This is a genomic window from Nocardia australiensis (genome assembly GCF_020733705.1).
Taxonomy (GTDB): domain Bacteria; phylum Actinomycetota; class Actinomycetes; order Mycobacteriales; family Mycobacteriaceae; genus Nocardia; species Nocardia australiensis.
Genome location: NZ_JAJFZM010000017.1, coordinates 600,106 through 615,324, shown reverse-complemented (window position 1 = coordinate 615,324; position 15,219 = coordinate 600,106). Strand labels below are relative to the sequence as shown.

Below are 15,219 nucleotides of genomic sequence, written 5' to 3'. Positions count from 1 at the left end.
TCGGCTACCCGCCGGAGCCGCTGGAGGAACCGCTCTTCAGGCCGCTCGCCGATCCGGAAGGTAGGCGGAGATTGGCGTCGGGAACGCCGGTTCCATCGTTGGCGAGCACTCCGTCCTGGCCGGCGTAGGGGCTTCGCCCGGGTGGTGCTTGCAGGGTGAGCAGGTATTTCCACCCGGAGTCGGCGAGTGCCGAGCCGCCGCCGATCAGTGTGCCCGCGACGCCGCCGCCGGCGGCGAACGCTGCGATGGCGGCGGGAATGGTGGCCAGGCAAGCCGGGCCGACCACGAGGCATGAACCGAGCCCGAGCACGGCACCCACGGCGGCACCGACCACTGCGCCCGCAAGACCGCCGATGCCCAGCTGGCGGCCGAGATCGACGGACAACTGGTTCAACGCGAGCTGCTCCTCCATCGGGGAAGCCACCGGTTCGAGCCCGGCTCGGTGAACCGCTGCGAGGTCCGGGGTCAGCATCAGGGTGCGTTGATCGTCGGAGATCTGCTTGCCGATCGTGAATGGGCGGTCGTTCACCTGAAACGTCAGTGGCAGGGTCTCCAGCAGTTGTCCGTGTGCGTCGATGATGCGCACCGTACGTTGGTCTCGGGCCAGATCGAAGGTGGCGCTGTCGAGGTGGGTGACCACTGAGTTGCCCGACACCGTAGTTTGCAGCGTTGGCGACACCGGGGGCTGGGCGTGTACAGGCAGCGCGGTCACGGTGAGGGCACCGGCCGCTGCCAGAGCGGCGACGACCGTTCGCGGTATGCCGCGATGTCCGGTAATCACTGCGGTGTGCCCGGCAGGGGAGCGCCACCGGGTTTGCCCTGGGTCTGCTCGGCGTACTTGCTGGTTCCTGGCGGCGCGTTGAGAGTAGTGACGTAGTCGAACGCCGCCGCAACGCTGGTGGGCCCGCCGGCAATGATCAGTCCGGTGATCCCACCGGCCGCCGCGGCCAGGCTCATGATCGGCAGCACGGCGACGACGCAGCCCAGGCTCAGTGCGGCACAGGCGGCACCGGAAATTGCGATACCGACGCCGATTCCGGCGAGCGCGCCGAGAGCTGTGCCGACGAGAGTACCGAGCGAGGTGCTGATACTCACGGCATTGATGAGGTCGTTCATCGCGAGTTGGTTCTCGACCGGGGATGCCACCGGACGCGGCGCAGTACGGTCGAGACCGGTGGTGTCCGGCATGACTGTCAGGGTGCGCCCGTCTCTGGAGATCTGTTGGCGTAGGCCGAGCCTTTGGCCGTCCAGGGTGTACGTCAGCGGCAGCGTGTCGAGGAGCTCGCCCGCGGCGTTGCGGACGGCGACCGAGCCGCCGGTGTCCGTGACGGCGAAGGTGCCGTGGTCCAAAGTCGTAACCACGGACCGGTCGACCACCGCCGCGTGATAGGACACGACTGTCCGAGGTTGATGCGGGTCGGCGTGTGCGGTGGTTGCTCCCGAAACGATGCCGGTAGCCGCGAGCGCGGCTATGAAGGTCGATCGGCTGAATTTCATCAGTGCTTCCTCATCGAAAGTTGATATGTGCGGCATCCGGATGGTGGTGAGCCCACCAGGCGGGAGATCGGGGAGGTTGCTCGTCAGGCGTTCGTGTCAGCGAGTTCCCGGATAGCGGCGGCGAGTGGTTTCCACGCGTTTTCCGGTAGGTTGTGTCCGACTTCGGGCAGTAGGAGCAAACGAGAGCCGGGAATCCGCGATGCGATGGCATGGGCAGCGCTGGGTTTGATCAGCGGGTCGTCTTCGCCGTGTACGACCAGGGTGGGCCGGGTGATCTCGGTGATGGCCGGACCGCTCCATTGGGCACCGACCTGCCGGCTCTGCGCCTCCTGGTCGTGAATCCCACTGTCGGGGTTGAGTTCCAACCCTGCTCGCACGGCGGCTTCATCGAACTCACCGTTCGGGGAGGACAACAGTTTCATTACCGCGACACCTGCATCGACCGCGCCCTCCCGGTTGTCGGGGAACTTCACCCGCGCGAACTTCGCGAGCGTGCCCAACCGGATGTAGCGCAGTGTGCGCAAACCGGTGACATCACCCGGAACGGCATCCACCGAAATGAGGGAACGTACTCGATCGGGGTGCCGCAGGGCGACACGCTGCGCGACCGCGCCGCCGAGAGACACTCCGAGCACATGTGCCGAACTCCAGCCCAGTTCATCTAGCACCGCTATCGCGTCGTCGGCCATGTCTTCGGCGGTATAGGCCTCACCGCGTCGCGCCAACAGGGCGGTGATCGGGTTCCGGACCGCTGTCGGTGGCAGATGAGTCGATTCGCCGCCGTCGCGTTGGTCGTATCGCGCTACAGCGAAACCATGCTCGACCAGCTGCTCGCAGAACCCGTTGGGAAGCCAGTGCCGGTTGGCGCCCAACCCGGTGGCAATCAGCAGCGGTTCTCCACCAAGCTCTGGCATGAACTCATCGAACGCGAGGCGCACCGCCCCGTTCTGCGCCCATCGTCGTGGTCCCCACGCGTGATCGGGTGACATCTCGAACCTCCATGAAATAGTGTTCACTGAACGCAGTTTTAAGATAGAACACGACCGGCACCGGCGACTAGAGGGGTATGACGAGTGACACAGTCCGGGAAGGCGAGCCCGACAGTGTGGGAACGTACCGATGGCAGGCGCGGGCCGCCCGCGTCGCACAGCCGGGACGAACTCGCGGCTGCCGCGATCGAGCTGGCCGACCATGGCGGTTTGGCCGCTGTCTCCACGCGCCGGATCGCGGAAAAGCTGGGCGTGAGCCAGTCGGCGCTGTACCGCTACGTGTCGAGCCGTGACGACGTGCTCGACCTCATGGTCGATACCGCTGCCGGCGAGATAGATCTCGACGTACCGCCGAGCGGCACGGTGGTCGACGACCTGACCGACTTGGCGATCCGAGCAAAGAATGTCCACGTGAAATACTCGTGGCTGCTCGACATCCCGGTTGAGCCGTTACGTGTCGGACCGCACGGAATCCGATACCTCGAGTACGCGCTGCAGGCGATGACGACCGTCGACCTACCCGGGCAGATCAAACTGCAAGCAATCGCAGCGCTCAACGCGCTCGTCCAACAGCTCGCGCGCGCCGAGATAGGCGACCGGACGGCCAACCGGTCGCGTCGTGCCGCGCAGGCGGCCTACCTCCACAAAACCGCCGAGGAAGGCGACCATCGGTATCTCGCGGCAGCGCTGGGAACCTCACACCACGACACCGACCCGCCGGCCGACATAGTCGAGCTCGTAATACGCCGAGTCCTCAAGGGTTTACTGACATCGGACTGCTAGTGTGTTGGTCCTGAAATTTTCGCCATATATTTGGCGAGGGAGTCGAGGATTTCTTCGGCGGTTTTGCGCCATATGAAGGGTTCGGGTTCTCGTTCCAGTTGGTGATCCAGGCGCGGACGTCTTTCTCCAGTGCGGCAACGCTTTTGTGGACGCCGCGGCGTAGGAGTTGGTCGGTGAGGAACCCGAACCAGCGTTCGGCCTGGTTCATCCATGAGGATCCGGTCGGGGTGAAGTGCATGTGGAAGCGGGGGTGTTTGGCGAGCCAGGCGTTGATGGCCGGGGTTTTGTGGGTGGCGAGGTTGTCGCAGACCAGATGCACGTCCAACTCGGTGGGTACGGCTTTGTCGATCGCGACCAGGAACTTCTTGAACTCGGTGGCGCGGTGCTGCGGGTAGAGCTTCGAGATCACGGTGCCATCAGCGATGTTGAACGCTGCGAACACCTCACTCACGCCGTGACGTTGATAGTCATGGCTGCGACGTTCGGGCATGCCGGGCATCATCGGTAGCACCGGCTGCGAGCGGTCGAGGGCCTGCATACCGGATTTCTCGTCCACGCACAACACGACCGCCCGCTCCGGCGGATTGTGGTAGAGACCGACGACGTCGACGACCTTGTCCACGAATCGCGGATCGGTCGACAGCTTGAACCCGTCGACCAGGTGTGGTTTCAACTCGAACTTGCCCCAGATTCGTCCGATCGTCGTGCGCGACAAGCCAGTTCGCTTCGCCATCGACGACCTCGTCCAGTGCGTGGCGTTCGGTGGCGAGAGTTCCAGCGTGGTGATCAGCACGTCTTCGACCTGATCGAGCAGGATCGACGGCGGCCGCCCGGGACGGGGCTCGTCGACCAAGCCCGCGAGACGTTGCTCGACGAACCGGCGCCGCCACCGGGCCACAGTGCTCTCGGTCACCCGCAGATCAGCGGCCACCTGCTTGTTCGAACCTCCCGCAGCACAGGCCAGCACGATTTTGGACCGCAACACCAACGCCTGCGCGGTCTTCGCCCGACGCGACCAGCGCGTCAACTGCTCGCGCTCGTCATCGCTCAACACCAACTCCGCTTTCGGCCGCCCCGCCCGCTGGCCGTCGCTCAATCCATCCAGCCGTGATTCACGAAACCGCTTGCGCCACTTGCCCACCGTCATCGCGGTCACACCGAGATCGGCGGCCAACCGCTCATACACCACGCCGGGTTCAGCGCACCCGAGCACAATCCGCGCCCGCAACGCCACCCGCGCCGACCCCGCCCGCGACCACGCGACAAGCTGCTCCCGTTCATCATCGGTCAGCACGAACTCGACATCGTCACACCCGGAACCCGCCACCCCAACACCATCGATAATTAGAACTCGAATTTCAGGACCGGCACACTAGCTAGGCCAACGCGGAATCGACGCCCGCGCCCTCGGCGACAACCCGGCAACCACCGGCCACGTCCAGGTACTCACCATGCACCGCAGCAAAGGAACGGAAATCTCCCGAGTCGTCCTCGCCGGCATCGACCCACGTCCCGTCCCAGGCCGCACTGCGCACCGCGCCCGAAGAAGAACGAGCAGAAGCGGAACTGCGCGAGCGGTCCCTGTTGTATGTGGCGGCCAGCCGGGCCCGCGACGAGCTCGTCGTGACCTGGAGCGGGCAGGCGTCAGCGTTGCTGGGGGTCGATTCCTGACCGGACCATATTGCGTCGAGAACAAGGATTGCGGTGGCGCCACGACGTCGGTGAGCTATGCTGATCGCGCCCGTACGACCAGTATCAGTACGGCGGGGAAGGTGATATACCCATTGTGCTTATCTTGCTCGGTGTGCTGTGGACGGTGGTCGGTGCCTGGACGCTGATCAGCGCACGGCGACACCGTCTCCGAAGCATTCCGGTGCGCGGAGAGATCACTAACGTGGTACGCAGCCGTGACCCAGAGGAAATGGGCACGCTGACGTTCCGCTTCACGACCGTCGACTACCGCGACATCGAGGTCACATCGAACACCAACGCGAAACGTCTTCCTCAGCGTGGAGACCGAGTCACAGTCATTTACGATCCACGAAAACCACAGCGCGCCAGCATTAATACCAGGGAACAACGCGGTCTCAGCATGGGCTGGCACGTTACTGCATTGGGCTTCTTCCTCTTGGTCCTCGGCGTGCTTGTCGCCCTCAATGTCCTCTGAACGCGGCCGATACGATACGTTCGGTCTTTGTTGCGTGGAGTGCGCGTGGCAGTTCGTGGCCGCTCCTCCCTGAACACCAGGACCCGAAATCCGAACAACGTCGCGCCCACGCCCGCGAGGTCAATTCTCCAGGGAACTCAAGAACGCCTGAAACTGCGGCATATCGATGAGGTCAGCAGCATGGGGGGGAACAATGATCCTCAACTCCGGAGAAAACCTCCGCCGCTGGGATGACAGCAGATATGAAAGAGATATAAGGCGCACGGACAATTCTGCCCCCAAATCTGGAATGCTATCCATTCCCTGACCTATCAAGGGAATGCAAATAGGCCGTCTGTTATCTGCACGCGCACACTCATTCCACAGAGAATTCAAGCTAGTAATCACGCCCCGTATCGTTCCATGAGCGACGTTATTCTCGTCAAGATCTGAATATGCAAGACAAAAATACGTCTTGCCGTCCGGCAAGGATATCGGCGCAACGGTTCCAACCGGATATACTTTTTTGTCTCCTCTGTTGACCGATCCTACAGGGGTAACGGGAGAAGCAGTGAGAGCGCGGTCGATCGCATAATCCATAGCGTCCGTCGAGCCACCATAGTGACGCTTGAGAAGTTGCCCTTGCGTACCCTTCCGATCGACTATCCCGCCGTTAATTTCTACATCGAATGTCGAAGCCATCCCGATCACGGTATGCGCGCTACTATGATCAAATAGATCGCCGACTTCCAGGCGTATGATCGTATTGCAACAGCGGAAATCCTGGACAGGAACCTGATAGCGTGCGGTATACACGGACCAAGATAGCGCCAGCATACCCATTACTGCAATGATCCACCATCGACCTTCAAATGCATCGGGATCAATGACCACCCACACCACTGCCGGTATCGACATCAAGCCGATCGCGGCAAAGTAGTTTAGAAGGAATTCTTTCCAAAATCGCCAATGCTTGACCTGATATTCGTATATCGTCACAACTTCTGACCTTCTCCCGTGCCCACCCACCACGCCGACGACCGAGCGCCGTCCGAGGATGGGGATTGGTCAGTCGAACGTATACCATTGGCCATTATCGAAATATATAATTTCGCCATGCCGACCTACGACTTCCCCTCTTTCGCGAGTTTCCAACTCCTCAGCGACTCGGTACAGGAATTCATCCACTTCGTCCATGTCGTATCCTCGGCGCCCGAACGGAGATTTTCCGAAGGCGACGCGGCGGACATCTTGCGAACTCAACGAATTCGATCCGTCATCTCTGATTTTTTCCTCTACCGTGTCAAGGAACGCATCCACTTCGTTCTCACTGTATCCACGTTTCCCGAGTCCACTCTGGGAAAATTGCATATTTCCCACTTCATCCGGGGTCATACCACGAACGATGGGGCGAGCCGGCCGAATTTTTGTACCTAGGTTCGCGCCACCCGTGGGGTCCGGTGCCTCATTGTCGGTCCGCGCGTGTCGTTCGACCGGCAAGTTCTTTCGCCGCACCACTTTTCGCAGCTTCTCGCCGTTTCGCTGTGGCGAGGTATGGCCCGCTGCCTGCCACCACCGGGCAGCCTCGGCCTCGCGCCCGCGGAGCCGAAGCCGGATCGCGAGGTTGTGCATGGCGTTGGTGTCGCCGGTTTCGGCGGCACGCTGGTACCAGAATTTGCCGTCCTCGAATCTGCGCTGAATTTCGCTGACCACCGCGACGTTGTACATCGCACCGGCATCCCCGGCCTCGGCGGCGAGGCGCCACCACTGTTCGGCACGCTCGAGATCGTTCGCGCCGTGAAATCGTTGCGCCAGCTCGATCATTGAGTCGACATCGCCCTGCTGTGCGGCGTTGAGTACCGCGAGTGCGTCGACATCGACCGAATTAGCGACCGCAGGTGCTGCTGCCAGTGCGGTGGGTGGAGCGAACAGTCTCAGCGCGTGCGCCGAATTGTGCACTCGGCATTGTGGTTCCGGCTGGCTACGGCCCTTCAGAATCTTGGCCGTGCTCGCGTAGAGCTGATCGAGAGTGAGATCGGTGTCCGTCGCGGCGGCCAGCAGGGCAGCGGTGAACGCGGTGTGGCGGTCGCCTGTCGGCGCCAATGAGGTCTTGTTCTTGGGGGACGAGGTGAGCACGTACGTACCCTCGATATTTTGGGTCTCGGACGTGATGAGATCGGCGGACGTGCTCATGGTTTCGATCGCGTTGCCGGAGAAGCAACAATCCAGGATGACGATGCGCGCGCGAGCGCGGCTCTTGCTGAATTGCCTCTTGACCACGCTGAACGGCACCGAACTCAGCTCGATCTGGTGTGGGTCGCTATCGGGTAGAACCAGGTGCAAATTTCCGTCCTGATCCTGCTTTCCGTGCCCGGAAAAGTAGAACAGCAGAACATCTTCGGCCTCGGCCGCCGCCTGGGTGATCGCGGTTCCGACTTGCCAGGGCAGGCTCGGGTTGTGCAGGACGGTGCAGTGTTGCTTGGCCACCGCACCACCGGATGGCACGGTGAGGCGTTCGGCGAGGTCGGTGATGTTGTTGGCGACGGCGGGCAGATCTTGAAAGTCTGGGTGCGAGAAGCGGCTCGCTCCGATCAATACCATCCGCCAACCGCTGCGGTCCGCCGCACCGGTCACTGCTCGGTCCGGTGATCGAGGAGCTGCCGCAGGAGTTTCTCGACGTCGGTTCCCGCCCCGATACCCTTTGCATCGATGGTGATCTCGCCGTCGCCGCGGGTGAACGTCAGCTTGATGTCGGACTGTCGGACGGTGAACCATGTCGACAACGAACTCGCCAGCGCGGTGAGGGTGCCGCTCGCGCCGACGGCGACGACGAGGACTTCGGTGACGCCCATCTCGCCATCCTGAATAGGGCTGTCCACCAACGTCGCCCGACCGCGTAACGCCCGGTCGTCGTTGAACCACTCGTGCAGGTCGAATAGATCGTCGGCACCGCCGCTGGCGTGGAGCGTGAACTCGCTATGTGCATCAACCACTGCACCATATTGCCACGGGCGCGACGACCTCGAAACCGGATCGGTGCACTGATTACGTTGCCGCCCAGTAACTTCCCGCGTGATCAACGCGGCCGGGCGGCTCTGCTCTGGTGGTACTCCACAGCTTTGGCCAGCTCATCGAAAGTGCCGACGCGTCCACGTCGTCGACCAGGGTCGCCTCGTAGATGCGCCGGGCGGCGGGTTCCGAGGCTGTCGGACCGCCCGTGGTTTGCGCGCGCCAACTCGGCGAATAGGAGCTATCGGAGTCTTGATTGCGCGCAAAGGCACCCGTGTGCGTCCACTCACTCGCCGGGTCTTCACCGGCATGACCCGAATCGCAGGGCCTTCGACCGTCGAGGGGGTCGGGTTGTGGGACGTTAGGCCCACACGTATCAGGTCAGGCCCGGTCTGAGAACGGGCCTGACCTGTCTTATTTAGGTCGTTTCCAAAAAGTACCCCGGTTTGGTCGTGCGGCCCGTTGATCCACCAGCCGACAGGCTCGGTATCGCGGATCCGCTACACGAATCCGGATTCGTAGGCCACGATGACCGCCTGGGTGCGGTCCCGGGCGCCGAATTTCGCCAAGATCGAGCTGACATGGGTCTTCACCGTTTCCGACCCTACGTACAGGTCGGTCGCGATCTCCGCGTTCGACCGCCCTTTCGCCATCAGGCGCAGGACCGCCACTTCTCGTTGCGTGAGGTCGGCGCGCTCCAATTTCGCGCGTGCGCTGTCGTTTCTGCGGCCCGCCGCCAGCGACCGGACGGCGGCCGGATAGAGCACCGAATCGCCTTGTGCGACGGTGCGTACCGCGTTCGCGATCTCGGCGGGGCGAGCGCGTTTGAGCAGGAATCCGTCGGCGCCGGCGCGCAGCGCCTCGTAGACGTAGTCGTCGTTTCGAAGGTCGTGATAATCAGGATCTTCGGTGGGTCCGGTATGGCTCGAAGTACTGTCCGGGTGGCTTCGATCCCGTCCATCAGCGGCATCCGCACGTCCATGGCGATGACGTCCGGGCGTAGTCGCTTGACCTCGCCGACCACCGACACGCCATCGGCCGCCTCGCAGACCACCGTAATTCCCTCTTGCGCATCGAGAATCGCCCGCAGCCCTGCCCGCGCCAACGGTTCGTCGTCTACCAGCAGCACCGAGATGGTCACCGAATCACCCTAGGCCGTGGTTCGGTAGTCGCACCTGGGTCCGCCACTGCCCGTCCTCCAAGCCCAGGCGGGCATCGCCGCCGAGTAGTTCGGCACGTTCCCGAATCCCACGCAGACCGCTGCCGTGACCGGCCGGGGCGGCTCGATCTGCCGCCGATTCGGGGACCGGATTCGACACCTCCAGCTCGAGCCATTGCGGGTTCGCGTGCACCCGAACCTGTACGGCGACACGGCCCGCATGGCGCAGGAAGATACGGCTGTGTGGGTAGACGACGATCTTGTTATTCACCAGCCGTCTGAACGCATATTGATAGTGCTCGGCGTCGACTCCGGGTATGTGGACGCGCAGATCTGAGCGGTTGTTCGGGTAGCGGACGAAGGTTCGGCAAAAAGGCCGAATCGTCGCCGCGGTCGCCTCCCGAAATCGTTCGCCGCCACCAGATTCGCCAGATCTCGAACGACTCTGGCTCGACCGCCGCTCCGGTGAGTTCACTGCGGTGGGATCGACCTGTTCACGCAACGTCGTTCGGACGAGCCGAGACGGGTATCCCGTCCCGGCGGCCCGCTCGGTCTGCGCAGGCTCGAGGGGGCCGTCGTTGCGCACCAGGGTCGGGTCGCCCGCGATCGGGCACTGACCAAGATGCGGATGGTCTTTGCTGGCTCGGAAGTACGGCCGGACATGCTCGGAGTCCAGTGCCGCCGGAGTAGCCGGACAACCGCAACCGACGCACTCGTAGTTCCCGCTGCCGGAATCGGGTCGATAGCGTAGCTCCTCGGCATCGACCATGGCGTCGCGGTCGACATCCCATGCCTGATCCATCTCACCACTCCCGTCGCACGAAAACTCCGCAGGGCACAAACCCATAGTGCCCGTCTGCCGACTTGCGCGCGGATCTCAGTCCGCTGCGCATCCGCTACCTGGTCGTACCAAACGACCTGCCGCCGAACGCCTTGTAACATCGAACCGTCTCGGGAGCCAGGTAGAAGGGGGACGAGCAGTGACCGTCGAGCAGCCCGTACGAGAGAAGGCGGTCGGCCCCGCGCTTGGCATGCGACGCGTCCAGCGTTACGCCGCAGCGTTCGACTGGGTGCTCCACTGCATCGACCGAGGCTGCTACTTGGAAGCCATCGCAGTCTTGGACTCGCTGATCAGCGACCGTCTCGCCAGCCGCGTGTCCTACATCCGCCGCCAAGAACCCCACGGCGTTCCAACAGTCGGGACGCTCTGTTCGTGGCTTCTCAACGGGCACAAGAAAAACGAGAACCCTCGTGTCGAACACGACCCCGAATTCCGTGCCGTGATCGCGGACATCGAGAACTGGTCGAAAGCGCGCAACAAGGCAATGCACCAGACCACGAAGATCTTTCACAACAACGATCTGACCATCAGCTTCAACGACGTACCGATACCACACCGGGAGACCGCGACAACCGGAGTCCAGCTGCTACGGCGGTTCGACGAGTTGGACACCCAAGCCCGCCCACCGCGGGGAAGCTGCCAGGCTCGTTCCCCAACGCTTTCCTCCCGGAGCGGCGTACACATCCGACAACACCCCGCACCACGATCTGAAGCCTGACAGCGTGAAGGCTGAGTCGAGGTCGTCGCCGCGGTTACGGTCACCTCGGGATTGGTTCACCGATCACTCGGGCAACTCGGTCGCCTGTTCAGCCGCAGATTCTCGACCAGGTGTCACTTTGAAGGGTGAGGTCGTGGACGGCCCAGCCGTTGAAGGCGAGGAAATTCAGGTATGACGATGCTCGGTCTCGGCGGACTGCGAATGCAAGTAGCTGGGTGGGTCGTGTTGCTCCGACGAATACCAGTTGGGCGATGTCTCGCACGGTAGATGTTGCGCTGTCGAGGTCCCCGTTGGTTGCGAGCAGTTTCAGAACCTCGTGGACGTCGTGGTTTTTTCCACTCCGATTCAAGCATTCCAGAATCAGGGTCGCAGTATGGGTTTCGCCTTTGGCGCTCTGGATGGACCCCAGTTCACTATGTACGGTCCCCACCGGAGCTCCGTCCCGTTCGTCCACTACTGCCGCAGAGCTGCTTGTGGACGGCGCGACGTAGTGCGCGAATTCGCCTAACGTGATTCGAACTGGACCGGCTTGACTTGAGAGCTCTGACAGCAAGCTGGCCATGCGATCCATCAGACCCTCCCAGCTGGTTTCGTCGTCGTTCGGGTCGGTCAGGATGTCCAGAAGTAGGGCCCTCATGCGGGCGCCTAGAGTCTCGGCGTCTCGGCTCAGGGAACGCAGTGTTGGTAAGGCTTCGTTCGTGGCGGACTTGGTGGCTGCTCTCACCGCTTCCCATAGGAGATCGACTGCAGTGCGGCTTGCCCCAGATCGCCACTGTGCCCGTGCCGCGCGTGCGGTGATGAGTAGTGATGCTTGTCGATCGCCTGGGATAGTGGCGGCGAATCCCGGTACGTAGCAGGCAAGGGACTGCGGGAATGCCTTCGACGTGCCGGGCCGTAGGCGCGAGGCAAGGACTCGTGGTGGACGGTCCCGGAGCAGCGAGTGTGGAACGACCTCTGCCGCGATCCGTTCAAAGGCCGGTACGACCTGGGGCACGGAGGTTTCGTCGTAGAGCAGGACCGCGATCGTTCCGGCGGGGCCCGCGCCACGGATGCGTTGGGAGCGGTGGACCGTGAGTGAACTGGCGAGTTCGGCGATGGTACTGCCGAATCGGCGGCTGACGGGTAGGTCGAGGGAGTCCGAGCGTGGGAAGGAGGACGTGGTTGTAGTGCTGTCGGTGAAGATTCGCTGGTTGACGTCGCCGACGCGTTGCACGATGGTCGACGGGTCGCCGAAGACTTGGTCTAGCAGTTTCTGTTGTAGCGCGCTCGTGTCCTGCATTTCATCGACCAGTACGAACGGAAAGCGGTGTGCGACTGCACGGCCCAGAGTTGGACGCCGGGAGAGGTGGAGTTCGGCTAGGGCGAACATGTCCGCGTAGCGGAAGATGCCCTGGCGAGCCAATTCATACTTAAGTGTCGTGAACTGCTTTCCGCTGTTGGTGTCTGGGCCGAAAGGTAGTTCCCGCGAAGACCGGATAGTGAGTTGCCCCGACTCGAAACTGAACTCGGCGTGAGCGACCAAGTCGTCACCGTTGCGCTGTCGACCGAGCAGGGACTTCAACGTTCTGAAGCTTTGACCGCTCGCCAGGGTGCGTCTGGCCTCGTCCGCGTACGCATCGTTATCAACGATCTGGACCTGCGTGCGCATCCCACGAAGGTGCGGCGACGCGAGGAACGTGCTGGTGAACGACTGGATCGTGCCGATGAAATGGGGATAGCGCTGCAACCGGGCGCCGGAGGGGGAGTCGCTGATCCGGGCGATGATCTCGTCCTTGGCGGTATTGGTGTGCGAGAGCACGCACACGCCGCGGGTCGTGCTCATCCAGTGTTCGGCGAGTACCTGGAGTTTGAGACCGATCAGGCTCGTCTTTCCTGAGCCCGGTGCGGCCTGCAAGTCCAGGGTGTCGACACTCTGGAGGAAGTCCCACTGCTCCTGGTCGGAGAGCTGCATTCCCAGTTCAGAGGCACACGCTTGAATGCGGTCTCGGGTGAAGGCATCGGCGCGGTACAGGGTTGTCATCGTGGCGCCCCGGCGCACAGGTGGGCGAAGGCATGGACCAGGTATTTGGGTAGCTGTTCCTCCGTGATGGGAGTGGTCCCGAGGAGACGTGCCGCGTGTTGCGCGGCGATCGGCTTACTCGCTTTCTCCATGCGCAGCGGCCTGTAGATCTCGATGGCAGTGGCCTCCAACGATTTTCCGTTGTCGCGCCACTGCGTGACTTGCTTGGCCCCTGCCGTGTCAGACTCTGCGAGGGCGCCCGCATCGGGCCAGGCCGACTTCGAAGCGATCGCGGCCTGCACCGCCTGATGCATCAGTGTCGCCATTTCCCAGGACGCGGCGGCGAGATCGTATTCGAGGGTCCAGTGGTCGGAGACGAAAGTTCGGACGTTGCCGCTGTCGAGGGCAGTCAGCTTCTCGATGTGCCGGGTGATCTCGTTCGGTTTCATCTCTTGTACACATTTCAACTTGCGCCGCATATCGTCGGGTGTTCCAGCTGGCACCAGGTCACGGTCACGGATGCAGGCGACCGCCACTGGGATCTGTTCGCCGTCGCGTTGGAAGATGCGGCTGTAGCGGAATAAGCCCACTGTGCCGACGTTCACGACGGTGACGCCGCTCGCGTTGAAGGAGCCCCCGGTCGCTGCGGCCAGTGCAGGGAGAAGAATCGCCTCGGCATCACCCTCCACGATCGCGACAGCACGGGCGAAGAACAGGCCCGCCTTGGTGACATCGAGGAAGCGGGTCAAAAACTCATAATCGCCAGCGTCCAAGTAGGTCATGTCCGGGGCAAGCCGGAAGGTGCGCCCCTTGGCCACGAGGGTCAGATGCGCCACTGGAATCGCGGACGCCAGGTTCGGGCTATGGGTGGTCAAGAGGACCTGAACCGGAGCGGCAGGGCGCTTACTGCCCATGTTTGTCTGGGTGCGTTCTTGCAAGAGATCCATGATCCGGGCCTGCAGTTGCGGGTGTAAATGTGCTTCGGGTTCCTCGATCAGGAGCAGGGGAGCGACGTCGCTGTTGCCGAGTAACAGCAGCTCAGCGGCCATGAACAACGCATTGTTGTACCCCAGTCCTCGCCGAGTCCACTCACCATTTTCCGGGGACAACACCAGCTCCAACCGCTCCAGCGCCCGGGCCAGTGTGGCGTCCCCAGACACCGTGATCTGGCCCCGCAAACTATCCGAACCGATCGCGAATTTGCTCAGATAGTCGGTATTGATGTCGTTGAGTGCCGTCGCCACTGAGCTGTTCCTGGCCAGATGGTGCTGGGCACGACGAAGGATCCCTACCAGAGTGCTCGCGGAATCCGCTTTTTCATCGAAGTCGTCCACCTCCTGATCGCTCATGGCCGGGTAGCCAGCCAGGATCTGCGATAGCCGCGATCCTCGGCCCGAACGCAATTCGGCTTCCGCGTCCCGCAGCGGACGTAGGTATGTCGCCTTGAGTAGCTCACGTGCTGCGCCGTCCAGTGCTGGACCGCTGCCGTCCGGTCCGGTCCGAGTGGTGACCGAGATGCGTTGTGGACGGAGCGGGTCCATTGCTTCGGCATGGACGGTGACAAACAGGCTGGCAGTGCCCTCGCGGTCGGTCGTGACGAGCTCGAGAAAGGTGGCCTGTTCCTCCAAAGTGAGGTCGGTGAAGCCGCAGGTGATATTAAAGGCAGTCGCTCTGCCCTTAGGACCGACGTGAAAGTCGTCCCGGGTGACCCGATAATAGTCGGCGGCGGTGGTGAGCAGACAGATGCGGATCGCATCGATAATCGCGGACTTACCGCTGTCGTTCTCACCGACCAGGACATTCGTGCCCCGATCTAGCTCGAGCTTCAGGCGGCCGTCTTCGTCCTTGTCTTCTCCTGGGCCCGCCCCGAAGATACGGAAATTTTCAGCACGCACGCACGACAAGTACAACGCTGTTCCCCTGTTCCCCTGTTCCCCTGCTACCGGCCCTGCGCTCTGGTGTGTGCGCGGGTATCCGCACCGCCCCACTTACATGCGGCTTCCAAAGATGTTACGAGCCACCGGGTATCGCCCCACGATGGGGATCCGTCCATGGCTCCGTGCGCCATTCACGAGAAT

The 15,219-nt window shown here is 62.6% G+C and carries 14 protein-coding genes and 2 pseudogenes; 4 read left to right on the top strand and 12 right to left on the bottom strand.

Annotated features, from left to right (window positions below; genetic code table 11):
* Positions 1–4: 4 nt before the first annotated feature.
* The 3 genes from LKE06_RS32045 to LKE06_RS32035 form a co-directional block, all read right to left on the bottom strand.
* Complete coding sequence (locus LKE06_RS32045) at positions 5–781, bottom strand: DUF8020 domain-containing protein (protein WP_228003181.1); 777 nt, start codon at positions 779–781, stop codon at positions 5–7.
* Entirely contained in the window at positions 778–1,497 is a 720-nt protein-coding gene (locus tag LKE06_RS32040) for a DUF8020 domain-containing protein (protein WP_228003180.1), read from the bottom strand. Before LKE06_RS32040 ends, LKE06_RS32045 begins: the two co-directional genes overlap by 4 nt.
* 83 nt (positions 1,498–1,580) lie before the next feature.
* Entirely contained in the window at positions 1,581–2,486 is a 906-nt protein-coding gene (locus LKE06_RS32035; RefSeq protein ID WP_228003179.1) for an alpha/beta fold hydrolase, read from the bottom strand.
* 84 nt (positions 2,487–2,570) lie between these two features.
* Between LKE06_RS32035 and LKE06_RS32030 the strand changes: the two genes are divergently transcribed.
* A complete protein-coding gene (locus LKE06_RS32030; protein ID WP_228003178.1) occupies positions 2,571–3,269 on the top strand; it encodes a TetR/AcrR family transcriptional regulator in 699 nt (232 codons plus the stop codon).
* On the opposite strand, the pseudogene LKE06_RS32025 reads toward LKE06_RS32030, so the two are convergent.
* A pseudogene (locus LKE06_RS32025) lies at positions 3,266–4,596 on the bottom strand (IS630 family transposase). The gene LKE06_RS32030 and the pseudogene LKE06_RS32025 sit on opposite strands and share 4 nt — an antisense overlap.
* A 49-nt stretch (positions 4,597–4,645) precedes the next feature.
* On the opposite strand from LKE06_RS32025, the pseudogene LKE06_RS32020 reads away from it, so the two are divergent.
* Positions 4,646–4,940, top strand: a pseudogene (locus LKE06_RS32020) (3'-5' exonuclease); the annotation flags it as partial.
* A gap of 133 nt (positions 4,941–5,073) precedes the next feature.
* A complete protein-coding gene (locus LKE06_RS32015; protein WP_443678141.1) occupies positions 5,074–5,436 on the top strand; it encodes a DUF3592 domain-containing protein in 363 nt (120 codons plus the stop codon).
* A gap of 120 nt (positions 5,437–5,556) precedes the next feature.
* Here the strand turns inward: LKE06_RS32015 and LKE06_RS32010 are convergent, their stop codons facing one another.
* The 6 genes from LKE06_RS32010 to LKE06_RS31990 all read right to left on the bottom strand — a co-directional run bounded on the left by LKE06_RS32010 (position 5,557) and on the right by LKE06_RS31990 (position 10,385).
* Positions 5,557–6,414, bottom strand: coding sequence for a macro domain-containing protein (locus LKE06_RS32010; protein ID WP_228003176.1), 858 nt, complete (start codon positions 6,412–6,414; stop codon positions 5,557–5,559).
* A 69-nt stretch (positions 6,415–6,483) separates the two neighbouring features.
* Complete coding sequence (locus tag LKE06_RS32005; RefSeq protein WP_228003175.1) at positions 6,484–8,016, bottom strand: caspase, EACC1-associated type; 1,533 nt, start codon at positions 8,014–8,016, stop codon at positions 6,484–6,486.
* Positions 8,017–8,045: 29 nt separating this feature from the next.
* Positions 8,046–8,408, bottom strand: a complete 363-nt coding sequence (locus LKE06_RS32000) for an effector-associated constant component EACC1 (RefSeq protein ID WP_228003174.1) — start codon at positions 8,406–8,408, stop codon at positions 8,046–8,048.
* A 516-nt stretch (positions 8,409–8,924) separates the two neighbouring features.
* Positions 8,925–9,191 carry a response regulator transcription factor gene (locus LKE06_RS33045; protein WP_308188471.1) on the bottom strand — a complete coding sequence of 89 codons (267 nt, stop codon included), beginning with the start codon at positions 9,189–9,191 and terminating at the stop codon, positions 8,925–8,927.
* Positions 9,077–9,553, bottom strand: a complete 477-nt coding sequence (locus tag LKE06_RS31995; protein ID WP_308188474.1) for a response regulator — start codon at positions 9,551–9,553, stop codon at positions 9,077–9,079. The genes LKE06_RS33045 and LKE06_RS31995 overlap by 115 nt, the downstream gene beginning before the upstream one ends.
* A gap of 16 nt (positions 9,554–9,569) precedes the next feature.
* Positions 9,570–10,385, bottom strand: coding sequence for a sensor histidine kinase (locus tag LKE06_RS31990; protein ID WP_228003173.1), 816 nt, complete (start codon positions 10,383–10,385; stop codon positions 9,570–9,572).
* Between the two features lie 178 nt (positions 10,386–10,563).
* Here LKE06_RS31990 and LKE06_RS31985 point away from each other — a divergent pair, with 178 nt between their 5' ends.
* A complete protein-coding gene (locus LKE06_RS31985) occupies positions 10,564–11,142 on the top strand; it encodes a hypothetical protein (RefSeq protein WP_228003172.1) in 579 nt (192 codons plus the stop codon).
* Between the two features lie 88 nt (positions 11,143–11,230).
* Here LKE06_RS31985 and LKE06_RS31980 read toward each other — a convergent pair whose 3' ends face one another.
* Both LKE06_RS31980 and LKE06_RS31975 read right to left on the bottom strand, forming a co-directional pair.
* Complete coding sequence (locus LKE06_RS31980; RefSeq protein ID WP_228003171.1) at positions 11,231–13,162, bottom strand: UvrD-helicase domain-containing protein; 1,932 nt, start codon at positions 13,160–13,162, stop codon at positions 11,231–11,233.
* A complete protein-coding gene (locus LKE06_RS31975; protein ID WP_228003170.1) occupies positions 13,159–15,036 on the bottom strand; it encodes an ATP-dependent nuclease in 1,878 nt (625 codons plus the stop codon). Before LKE06_RS31975 ends, LKE06_RS31980 begins: the two co-directional genes overlap by 4 nt.
* Positions 15,037–15,219 lie beyond the last annotated feature (183 nt).

Bases quoted from the DNA above. Each gene is read 5' to 3' on its own strand.
- LKE06_RS32040 (WP_228003180.1), bottom strand. From the start codon at position 1,497: ATGAAATTCAGCCGATCGACCTTCATAGCCGCGCTCGCGGCTACCGGC.
- LKE06_RS32035 (WP_228003179.1), bottom strand. From the start codon at position 2,486: ATGTCACCCGATCACGCGTGGGGACCACGACGATGGGCGCAGAACGGG.
- LKE06_RS32005 (WP_228003175.1), bottom strand. From the start codon at position 8,016: ATGGTATTGATCGGAGCGAGCCGCTTCTCGCACCCAGACTTTCAAGAT.
- LKE06_RS31990 (WP_228003173.1), bottom strand. From the start codon at position 10,385: ATGGATCAGGCATGGGATGTCGACCGCGACGCCATGGTCGATGCCGAG.
- LKE06_RS31980 (WP_228003171.1), bottom strand. From the start codon at position 13,162: ATGACAACCCTGTACCGCGCCGATGCCTTCACCCGAGACCGCATTCAA.